The following is a 10,625-nucleotide window of genomic DNA, read 5'->3' as shown; positions in this document are numbered from 1 at the left end:
ACCCACCAACCCAAAAAACCACCACTGACCAGCACAAACAACGCTGATCAGGCATCAAGGGCGGAAACTCCCGCTAGGGGTCCCTAGTTGGATGATGCGGCGTTCTTCGATATGCGGTCCTGCGTGCCGGCAGGCCGCTATATCGCGTTGACGCGATATAGCGAATTCAATATACTTCCTTAGTGTCATACGAAGACGATCAGCCATGGCACATCGAATTGAGCGAAGAGGTGGACGAATGGCTCCAGGCCTTGTCCGTAAAGGCCAAAGCGCAGGCGATCCGGGCGCTGGATCTGCTCGCAGTACGCGGCACCTCGTTGCGGATGCCGCATAGTCGGAAGCTCGACGAGCAATTGTGGGAACTGCGATTTCGGTGCGAGCAGGTCAATCAACGCATTACGTACACCGTGGAGCCAGAGCAGCGCGTCATCACTCTCACTACGTTTCGCAAGCAACGCAGCAATGAACGCAAGGAGGTGCGGCGCGCACGCAATGTGTTACGCCGACGCCAAGGCAAGGAGTGAACCGATGAGCAGCTACACCAACCGGCGCGAGCAGATCCTCGCCGAACTTGACCTCGACGATCAAGCCGTGTTCGACGAGGCATACGCCGCCGCGGGCCTGGCAATGGAACTGGCCGAGATCGCCTACCGCGCCCGCGAGGTCGCCGGACTTACCCAAGCAGAACTCGCCCGCAAGATGGGCACTACGCAGTCGGCGATCGCAGCCATCGAATCTGGCGCCCGCACCCCGACCGTCGAGCTGCTCGAACGCCTCGCCCGCGCCTGCGGTCAACGACTCACCATCAGCATCGACGCCGCCTAACCAATAGTCCGGTGAAGGTACGTGAAACATGAGTCACCAGAAGGAAATGCGATTCGCCAGTACGAGACCAACTCGGCGCAGTGGCTGGTGCCTCACGCAAGGTGAGCGCGTGGGGGGCTTGCGCTACTTTGTCTTGGCCAATCGGTTGATTGACGGTTGCAATGCTTCCAGGTTGAGGTGGTGGGCGGTAGAGAGAGCTTCGGTCTTGGCCTTGGCCAGGTCGAGTAGCTGCATCTGGATGGCGTTGATCTGGCGGGTCAGGTCGGCCGGGTTGAGCCCGTAGACCTGTGCGGCTACGACCGAGAGGTGTTGGGCGTCAAGCATATTCGATGCCTGTAGGCATTGCCATGGGGTGGCTCGGTTTGTCGTAGATCCGCTTGCGGCGCCCGTCGGCTGTGGTGGTGTAGGCAACTAGGGGGTCCCTTGAAGCCCCGGCAGCCTGTTGACGAATCGCGTGGCGCCGTCACAGGTGGTCCATCTCGCGAGACATCCGCGCCGCCTCGAAATAGCTGGTTTCCCGCCGGGGATATGCCGGTCGGGGCTCGGGCAGCCGGATGTGGATGTGGCCGATTGCCGCCATCACTGTTGTGCCGAGCCCGCGGTGGTGCGTTGTTGCGGGTGCTGAAATCGCCGCTGCGCTGCCGAATAGAACCTGCTGTTCGGTAACCAGACGAGGCGGCGGCAGCCGGCGAGGCCCTCGCCGCCGAGGACATCATCATGCGGACCCGGCCTATCTCGCTACGACACCCGTTGGTGCGCACGGTGATCTACGCCGACGGCACCGATCTGCGCCGCAGCATCGAACACAAACGCGCTGCCGTCCTGCTCGGGAGCACCGGCGTATCGCCAGAAGACCTCGTGCCGCATTTGCTGGCGACCGCACCGGAAAGCGATCCGCGAATCGTCGAACAGCTGCGCGCGGCGGCCGCTAGTGCCCTGGGCCGCGGCGCACCCGAGATCGCGGCATCCTGTCTGCGGCGGGCACTGGCCGAACCACCGGATGCCGGCGACCGGCTGGGGATCATGATCGAGTTCGCGCAAGCACTGGCAATGGGGAACAAACTCGTCGAGGCCGCCGATGTCCTGCGCTCGGCAGCCGATCTGGTCGACGACCCGGATGTGCGGGCGGAATTGACCCTGCAGCGGGCCCTGGTGCTCTTTCGTGCCGGCCACGGCGCGGAGGTCACCGCCTGCTATGACGCTGCGCGGCACATTCTCGGTGCCCGAGAAGCCGAATTCCTCCGGCGTCCAGGGTATCTCACCCTGCTGGTCGCCGGGCTAGCCGCGATGGAGCCACCGACCACAAGGATCGACCAGCTGGAGCGCATTGCGCGAACCGATGATGTCGCCGATGACACCGCGCGGCTGATCGACGCGTCGCTGGCCTTCTGCTTCGCCACGTCCGGGGTACGATCCGCGGACGAAACCTTCGCTGCGGCAAAGCGAGCCGCCAAGGGTGCGCTGTCCACCGGCCCGGACACCTTAGATAATCGTCAATTTCGCAAGCGCCGCAATGTCGATCACCGACCACCACGCCGACGCGCTGGAACTTCTCGACCGCGGCATCGTGCTCGCTCAAGAGAACGGGGACATCGGCGGATACCGGTATTTGTCGACGCTGCGATCGCACGGGGCGTTCTACGCCGGCCGGCTGTATGAGGCCGAGGAGGCCGGACGGGCCGCGCTCGACTTGCACGAACTCTCCACAATCCCCGAAATACAGTTGGCCGCAGCCGTTCTCATCGATGCACTGGTCGCGCGGGGAGAGCTCGCCGAGGCACAGGCCATCCTGCTGAGCGTGGGATGGAACGACCGGCCACCGTGCAGATGCTCCTCGACCACGTTGCCCTCCTGGCCCGCGCCAGACTGCGCTGGCGGCAAAGCCGGCTCCACGACGCGCTGACCGACTACCAGAACTGTGGACGGACACTATCGGAACACGGGTTCACCAACCCCGGGTTCGCGCATTGGCGAGCCGATGCCGCGCAGGTCCTTTTCGAAGTCGGCGAGGTGTCCCGGGCACGCGAACTCGCGGCCGTCTCACCAACACCTACCGCAAACTCGGCGTACAGCACCGCAGCCAGCTGGCGCTAGCACTTGCCGGCGCCGAGATGGTGTGCCAGAACAGTGCCTACGCGTAAGACAGTGCCGATCTAGTGTCGTGGGTTCCAGGACGCAACTGCTCTCACACGAGACTTCCCGGGTTTGGGGTGTTAGCTATGCCCGCGTTTCAGCGACAAATCCATTGGTCACCTTGGCTTGTCGCTCAAAACGGCCGTAGGGCTGCGCCCCGGTGTGGGGAGATGGAAATCGTGGGCTGGCGCTGACGGCGCCGAGAGTGCGCTGACGGCGCCGAGAGTGCGCTCAGGGCGGGCCGACCGCGGACGTTCACACCCCTACATACACAGTCGAAGCCGTCACCGCACACTCGATACGGTGGCACGACAGCCGATTCGGTGAGCACCTGAGACATCCCCCGAACGCCCGCCATCACAAGAGGTTTGAGCAAAGGAGCGGTATCCATGTGAAAGATGTGATGGGCGCGGCGCGGACCAGTCAGATCACCGGCGGGAGACGCCAGAGCTGTTGGCTCGCTGGCGAATTTGGCTAAGGACGCTTGGCGGCCTTCCTAGCCGGCGCCTTACGCGCGGTCTTCTTGGCGGTCCGCTTGACCGGGCCGCGGGCCCGTCGGTCGGCCAGCAGTTCGGCGGCGCGTTCGTCGGTGATCGTCGCGACGTCGTCACCCTTACGAAGGCTCGCGTTGGTCTCACCGTCGGTGACGTAGGGCCCGAACCGCCCGTCCTTGATCACCATCGGATTGCCCGATGCCGGATCGGTACCCAGTTCACGTAGCGGCGGAGCCGAAGCGCTTTGCCGCCCAGGACGTTTCGGCTGAGCGTAGATCTTGAGCGCTTCGTCGAGGGTGATGGTGAAGATCTGGTCTTCGGTCGCCAACGAACGAGAATCCTTGCCGCGCTTCAGGTATGGGCCATAACGCCCGTTCTGCGCGGTGATCTCCTCACCCGACTCGGGATCCACGCCCACCACCCGGGGCAGCGACAGCAGTTTCAGCGCATCCTCGAGCGTGACGGTCTGCAGATCCATGCTGCGCAGCAGCGAGCCGGTGCGGGGCTTGGCGGCGGGCTTCTTGCCCTTCTTGGCCGGCTCGGCCGCCGGTTCCGGGAGAACCTCGGTGACGTACGGCCCGTAACGCCCGTCCTTGGCGACGATCTCGTGGCCGGTCTGCGGGTCGACACCCAGCACGCGTCCCTCTTGCGGGGTGGCGAACAGCTGCTCGGCCACCTCGAGGGTCAGCTCGTCGGGCGTGAGCGAGTCGTCGAGGTTGGCACGCTGCGGTGCCGGCTCACCGTTGTCGCCGGTTACCATGCGCTCCAGGTACGGCCCGTTCTTGCCCACCCGAACGTAGACGGAACGGCCTTGCGCGTCGTCGAAAAGCTTGATGGAGTTGACTTCTCGCGCATCGATGCCTTCGAGGTTGATGCCGACGAGTTTCTTCAAACCCCCGGAGCGGGCCACTGAATCAGCCACACCGTGCTCGCCGCCGAAGTAGAAGTTGTTGAGCCAGTTGGTGCGCCGCTCGGTGCCGGCGGCGATCGCGTCGAGCTCGTCTTCCATCGCCGCGGTGAAATCATAGTCGACCAGGCGACCGAAATGCTGTTCCAGCAAACCGGTTACGGCGAATGCCACCCAGGACGGCACCAGGGCGCTGCCCTTCTTGTGCACGTAGCCGCGGTCCTGGATGGTCTTGATGATCGACGAATACGTCGACGGGCGCCCGATACCCAGCTCCTCGAGCGCTTTGACCAGTGAGGCCTCGGTGTAGCGCGGGGGCGGATTGGTGGCGTGCCCGTCTGGCGTCAACTCGACTGCGGCCAGCCGCTGGCCCGGACTCAGCTGCGGCAACCGCCGCTCGGCGTCGTCGGCTTCGCCGCCGACCAATTCGTCCACCGTCTCCACGTAGGCCTTGAGGAAGCCCGGGAAGGTCAGGGTGCGGCCGCTCGCGGCGAACACCACCTGCTGCTCGCCGGCCATGCCTTCGATCCGCAGGCTCAGCGTGGTACCGCGCGCATCGGCCATCTGCGAGGCCACCGTGCGCTGCCAGATGAGCTCGTAGAGCCGGAACTCGTCCCCGTCGAGTTCCCGGCGCACCGCGTCCGGGGTGGCGAACGTCTCACCGGCGGGCCGGATGGCCTCGTGCGCCTCCTGGGCGTTCTTCACCTTGCGGGTGTACTGACGCGGCGCGGTGGCCACGTACTCCTCGCCGTAGAGCTGACGCGCCTGAGTCCGCGCCGCGTTGATCGCCGACTCCGACAGGGTCGTCGAGTCGGTACGCATATAGGTGATGTAGCCGTTCTCGTAGAGGCGCTGCGCGATGCTCATCGTGCGCTCGGAGGAGAACCGCAACTTGCGGCCCGCCTCCTGTTGCAGCGTCGACGTCATGAACGGCGCGTACGGGCGCCGGGTGTAGGGCTTTTCCTCCGCCGACGCCACGGTCAGCTGCGCGCCGTCCAGACGCGTGGCCAGCGCGGTGGCGCTCGCTTCATCGAGGACGACGACCTCCGGCGAACCGGACGCGCCTTTGCGCAGCTGACCTAGTGAGTCGAAGTCGCGGCCGGTGGCGACCCTTCGGCCGTCCACAGCGGTCAGCCGGGCCGCGAAGGTGGGCGGCTGGGCCTTCGGGTCGGACACGCTGGCGTCCAGCGTGGCAACGATGTCCCAATACGACGCGCTGCGGAACGCCATCCGGTCGCGCTCGCGCTGGACGATGATTCGGGTCGCCACCGACTGCACCCGGCCCGCCGACAGCTTGGGCGCGACCTTCTTCCACAGCACCGGGCTGACCTCGTAGCCGTAGAGCCGGTCCATGATGCGCCGGGTTTCCTGCGCATCAACCAGGTCGATGTCCAGCTCGCGGGGGTTGGCGGCGGCCTCGAGGATGGCGGGCTCGGTGATCTCGTGGAAGACCATCCGCTTGACCGGGATGCGCGGCTTCAAGGTTTCCAGCAGATGCCAGGCGATCGCTTCGCCCTCACGGTCACCATCGGTGGCCAGATAGAGTTCGTCGACGTCTTTGAGCAGGCCCTTCAGTTCGCTGACGGTGCTCTTCTTCTCCGGGCTGATGATGTAGAGCGGTTCGAAGTCGGCGTCGACGTTGACCCCGAGCCGGGCCCACGGCTCGGACTTGTACTTGGCGGGCACGTCGGCGGCCGCCCGAGGCAGGTCGCGGATGTGGCCTCGCGACGACTCGACGATGTATCTGGGCCCCAGGTAGCCGGCCAATTTGCGCGCCTTGGTGGGCGACTCGACAATGACGAGTCGCCGGCCGCTCCCGTTGCCGCTGCTACTACGGCTACCGGAGCTTCCAGGGCCCCTAGTCTTCGGCTCAGCCAACTGCGCTTACGCTCCATCTCTGATCCTGGCTCCCCACGGAACCGCCCCGGTAGGAAGAGTGCCAGACCGGAACTGAATCTCAGGTGAAATTCGGTACGCCGCCGTCCCCTCGCCCGTGGGCACCTGACAATTTCGCACCCTTGGGCGCGCCTGCGCAAACCGGCTACCCGAGAGACCAGCGCCGGCGGGCCCTCAGACCCGTGGCCACTGAGCCAACGCATCGGAGCTGTCCGGAGGTTCCCCCACGTTCTCTACCAGGCGCGATAGCCTGCGCCGGCCACTGATCCGCAGCGCCGGCCGGGCGCCTCGGGTGCCGATCAGGGTGGGCGCGATACCGACCCGCATTAGCGCCGACGCGAGCGGCGAATAGGTGTCGGGAGCGTGTGGATCGAGGCCGAGCAGATAGCGGTCGGCTTCCGGGCTGCCGGCCGCCAGCGTCCACGCCCGCAGCTCCCGCGGCCCGGGCAGCCATCGCGGGGGCACCGTCTTGACCGCACCGCGGGTCCAGGCGGCAGCGATCGGACGCAGCGTGGGATCTGCGGCGGTGCGCACCAGGGGGGTGTCCTCGTCGGTTCGGGCGATCTCAGCGACCAGGCCGGCCTCGCGCATCATCTCGGCGAGAGCGACGGCTCGCCACAGTTCGCTGACGACCACCGACAGCCGGGCACCCGCGCCGACCAGGACGATCTGGCCCGAGGCCGCCAGCACTCCGGAAAGATCGTCCACCGCGGGCGGCACGGACTCCGCGGCGAAGAAGGAAAGCTGGCTCACGCCACCGACAGTAGGCCAGCGAGTCGATCCGTGGCGGCTGCGTATCCGGCGCGGCGGCCAGGTGCGGTGCCGCATGGCCCCGGGCGAGGTCGGCTCTTGCGCCTGCTGGCGCCACCGGGCGCACCCGGTGCACCTGAGATAACGAGAACCCCCCGGCCCGACCCGCTGTGCGGGACTGCGCCGGGGGGTTCGTCAGAGTCCGCTCGGGTCAGAGGGAGCGGACTCCGGTGGCCTGGGGGCCCTTAGGGCTGTGGCCGATTTCAAACTCGACCTTCTGGTTCTCTTCGAGGGTGCGGAAGCCCGAACCCTGGATCTCCGTGTAGTGGACAAACACATCCGCGGAACCGTCCTCGGGGGCGATGAAGCCGAACCCCTTCTCCGCGTTGAACCACTTCACAGTTCCCTGTGGCATTTCTTGATCTTTCCTTTTCTTCTGGGTGCGGTGCACCGCCTCTCGGTGCCCCGGGCCAAGCTGCGACCGCCATACCTCGCAGAGTCGCCGGAACTTAACCCGACCGATAACCTCGCAGGAACCGCGGCCGCAACGTCGATCCTGCGAAAGTTTGACACGAACACAGAAGCTGCGACCGCAATCAGTCAACCATGTTCGTCGCGTCGGCGACAGACTTCTGTCATGGACGAGTTTTCGAAGGGTGCGTAAATGGCGAGTTTCGGCAGCGAACTGCTCGCCGCTGCACTCGCCGGCACCCCGCCCGGCGAGTCTCCGCTGCGCCACGTCGCCGAGCTGCCGCCGCGGCTTGGCCGACCAACCGGTTGGCCGGAATGGGCCGCTCCCAACGTGGTTCGCGCGTTCGTCGACCGTGGCATCACCACCCCGTGGTCGCACCAGCTGGAAGCCGCCGAGCTGGCGCACGAGGGCCGGCATGTGGTGGTCAGCACCGGCACGGCGTCGGGAAAGTCACTGGCCTACCAGCTGCCGGTGCTCAACGCGCTGGCGACGGATTCCCGCGCCCGGGTGCTGTACTTGTCGCCCACCAAAGCACTGGGCCAGGACCAGTTGCGTGCGGCCCATGCGCTGACCGCCGCCGTCCCCCTTGACGACGTCGCCCCCGCCGCATACGACGGCGACAGTCCCGCCGAGGTGCGGCGCTTTGCGCGCGAACGATCGCGTTGGCTGTTCTCCAATCCGGACATGGTGCACCTGTCGATACTGCGCAACCATGCCCGCTGGGCGGTGTTGTTGCGCCGGCTCCGTTTTGTGATCGTTGACGAATGTCATTACTACCGTGGCGTTTTCGGCTCGAATGTAGCGATGGTGCTGCGCCGGTTATTGCGGCTGTGCGCCAGGTACTCGGCTGAGCCGGATGGTGGCCCGACGGTGATATTCGCCAGTGCCACAACGGACTCCCCCGGCCGGACCGCCGCGGAACTCATCGGCCAGCCGGTCGCCGAGGTGGTTGACGACGGGTCGCCCCAGGGGGCGCGCACGGTGGCGTTGTGGGAGCCCGCCCTGCGCACCGATCTGACCGGGGAGAACGACGCCCCGGTTCGACGATCTGCGGGCGCCGAGGCGGCGCGGCTGATGGCCGACCTGATCGCCGAGGGCGCGCAGACACTGACGTTCGTGCGGTCACGGCGAGCTGCGGAGCTGACCGCGCTGGGTGCCCGGGCGCGGCTCGACGACGTCGCCCCGGAGTTGTCCGGCCTGGTGGCGTCGTATCGGGCGGGATATCTGGCGGAGGACCGCACCGCGTTGGAGCACGCGCTGGCCGAGGGCCGGTTGCGAGGGCTGGCCACCACCAACGCGCTGGAGTTGGGCGTCGACATCGCCGGGCTGGACGCGGTGGTGCTGGCCGGCTTCCCCGGGACCGTTGCGTCGTTCTGGCAGCAGGCGGGCCGCTCCGGCCGGCGCGGTCAGGGTGCGCTGGTGGTGCTGGTCGCGCACGACGATCCGTTGGACACGTATCTGGTGCACCACCCGGATGCGTTGTTGGGCAAGCCGGTCGAGCGGGTGGTGATCGACCCGGGCAACCCCTATCTTCTGAGGCCGCAATTACTTTGCGCTGCAGTCGAATTACCCCTCGACGAGGCCGAGGTCCGGTCGCTGGACGCGGTGGAGGTGGCGCAAGGACTGGTTGACGACGGGCTGCTGCGCCGGCGGGGCGGCAAGTACTTCCCGGCCCCGGGAGTGGAACCCCATGCGGCAGTGGACATTCGGGGTTCGATCGGCGGCCAGATCGTCATCGTGGAGTCCGACACCGGGCGGCTACTGGGCAGCGTTGACACGGGCCGGGCACCGACTTGCGTGCATCCGGGGGCGGTGTATTTGCACCAGGGCGAAAGCTACGTCGTCGACTCGCTGGATTTCGAGGGAGGGATCGCCTTCGTCCACGCCGAAGATCCGGGCTATGCGACCTTCGCGCGCGAGATCACCGATATCGCGGTCAATGGTCCGGGCGAGCGGTCGACGTTCGGGGCCGTCACCCTGGGCCTGGTCCCGGTGACCGTCACCCATCAGGTTGTCGGATATCTGCGCCGTCGGCTCAACGGAGAGGTGATCGACTTCGTCGAGCTGGATATGCCCGAACAGGTGCTGCCCACGACTGCGGTCATGTATTCGGTTGCTTCGGATGCCTTGGTCCGCAATGGGATTGATACGCTGCGGATTCCCGGGTCGTTGCACGCGGCCGAGCATGCGGCCATCGGGCTGCTGCCGTTGGTGGCCAGCTGCGACCGGGGTGATATCGGCGGGCTGTCCACCGCGATCGGTCCCGAGGGTCTGCCCACCGTTTTCGTCTACGACGGCTATCCGGGCGGAGCCGGGTTCGCCGAGCGCGGCTTCCGTCGGGCCGGCACTTGGCTGCAGGCCACCGCCGCGGCCATCGAGGCCTGCGAGTGCCCGCACGGATGCCCGTCGTGCGTGCAATCCCCCAAATGCGGCAACGGCAACGACCCGCTGGACAAGGCGGGGGCTGTGTCGGTGCTGCGACTGGTACTCGCGGAGTTGGGCGCCCAATGAGCCGCGCAGATGCCGGCGAACGCTATTGCACACACGTCAAAATCACGTACGGTGAATTTGCCGACCGCACCGACGATCGGGCACTAGCCGCGGGTTTTGAGGAACTTTGGGAGGTGTCACATGTCGTTTGTCATGGCAGTGCCGGAGGGGCTGGAAACGGCCGCAGCGAATTTGGCCAGGTTCGGCTCAGCACTCAGTTCGGCGAACGCCGCTGCGGCTGCCCCGACGACGGCAGTGCTGGCCGCGGCCGAGGATCAGGTATCGGCGGCGGTTGCGGCGCTGTTTTCTGAGCACGCCCAGGGCTATCAGGCGCTCAGTGCGCAGGCGGAAGCGTTTCACGCCCAGTTCGTCCAAGCCATGACCGCCAGTGCGGTGTCCTATAGCAGTGCCGAGGCCGCTATTGCGCCCTTGCTCAATTTGATCAACACGCCTTTCCTGACGCTTACCGGGCGTCCGCTGATCGGCAACGGCGCGCCAGGCGGGCCGGGCACCGGTGCCGACGGCGCACCGGGTGGCTGGTTGCTCGGCGACGGTGGCGCCGGCGGTTCGGGCGCGGCCGGTCAAAAGGGCGGCAACGGCGGGGCGGCCGGGTTGTTGGGTAGCGGCGGGGCCACCGTCGCCGAGCAACCAGCCACCC

The 10,625-nt window shown here is 66.5% G+C and carries 10 protein-coding genes; 6 read left to right on the top strand and 4 right to left on the bottom strand.

The genetic code is table 11. The features are described 5' to 3' along the window. Positions 1-182 precede the first annotated feature (182 nt). Together AWC07_RS19505 and AWC07_RS19500 are read left to right on the top strand one after the other, a co-directional pair. Positions 183-524 (top strand): type II toxin-antitoxin system RelE/ParE family toxin, encoded by a 342-nt coding sequence (locus tag AWC07_RS19505; protein WP_051507835.1) that lies wholly within the window; start codon positions 183-185, stop codon positions 522-524. A 4-nt stretch (positions 525-528) separates the two neighbouring features. Further along, positions 529-825, top strand: coding sequence for a helix-turn-helix domain-containing protein (locus AWC07_RS19500; RefSeq protein ID WP_036410463.1), 297 nt, complete (start codon positions 529-531; stop codon positions 823-825). A gap of 123 nt (positions 826-948) precedes the next feature. Here the strand turns inward: AWC07_RS19500 and AWC07_RS19495 are convergent, their stop codons facing one another. Further along, positions 949-1,149, bottom strand: a complete 201-nt coding sequence (locus tag AWC07_RS19495) for a hypothetical protein (RefSeq protein WP_036410465.1) — start codon at positions 1,147-1,149, stop codon at positions 949-951. A 393-nt stretch (positions 1,150-1,542) separates the two neighbouring features. Here AWC07_RS19495 and AWC07_RS19490 point away from each other — a divergent pair, with 393 nt between their 5' ends. Together AWC07_RS19490 and AWC07_RS19485 are read left to right on the top strand one after the other, a co-directional pair. Beyond that, a complete protein-coding gene (locus tag AWC07_RS19490; protein WP_139829794.1) occupies positions 1,543-2,484 on the top strand; it encodes a hypothetical protein in 942 nt (313 codons plus the stop codon). A gap of 144 nt (positions 2,485-2,628) precedes the next feature. Then, on the top strand, positions 2,629-2,919 hold the full coding sequence (locus tag AWC07_RS19485) for a hypothetical protein (protein ID WP_036410470.1): 291 nt from the start codon (positions 2,629-2,631) through the stop codon (positions 2,917-2,919). A gap of 513 nt (positions 2,920-3,432) precedes the next feature. Here AWC07_RS19485 and topA read toward each other — a convergent pair. The 3 genes from topA to cspA form a co-directional block, all read right to left on the bottom strand. Next, a complete protein-coding gene (topA, locus tag AWC07_RS19480; RefSeq protein WP_036411215.1) occupies positions 3,433-6,237 on the bottom strand; it encodes a type I DNA topoisomerase in 2,805 nt (934 codons plus the stop codon). A gap of 192 nt (positions 6,238-6,429) precedes the next feature. Then, positions 6,430-7,008, bottom strand: a complete 579-nt coding sequence (locus AWC07_RS19475; protein ID WP_036411213.1) for a hypothetical protein — start codon at positions 7,006-7,008, stop codon at positions 6,430-6,432. 208 nt (positions 7,009-7,216) lie between these two features. Continuing rightward, a complete protein-coding gene (gene cspA, locus AWC07_RS19470; RefSeq protein ID WP_007772268.1) occupies positions 7,217-7,420 on the bottom strand; it encodes a cold shock protein CspA in 204 nt (67 codons plus the stop codon). 249 nt (positions 7,421-7,669) lie between these two features. On the opposite strand from cspA, the gene AWC07_RS19465 reads away from it, so the two are divergent. Both AWC07_RS19465 and AWC07_RS19460 read left to right on the top strand, forming a co-directional pair. Continuing rightward, positions 7,670-9,988, top strand: a complete 2,319-nt coding sequence (locus AWC07_RS19465; protein WP_036411211.1) for a DEAD/DEAH box helicase — start codon at positions 7,670-7,672, stop codon at positions 9,986-9,988. A gap of 120 nt (positions 9,989-10,108) precedes the next feature. Then, positions 10,109-10,625: PE family protein (locus AWC07_RS19460; protein WP_139829793.1), on the top strand; the 517-nt coding region annotated here is incomplete at its 3' end.

Origin of the sequence: Mycobacterium gastri, assembly GCF_002102175.1 — a bacterium.
GTDB lineage: Bacteria > Actinomycetota > Actinomycetes > Mycobacteriales > Mycobacteriaceae > Mycobacterium > Mycobacterium gastri.
This window is presented reverse-complemented; position numbering and strand designations above follow the sequence as displayed.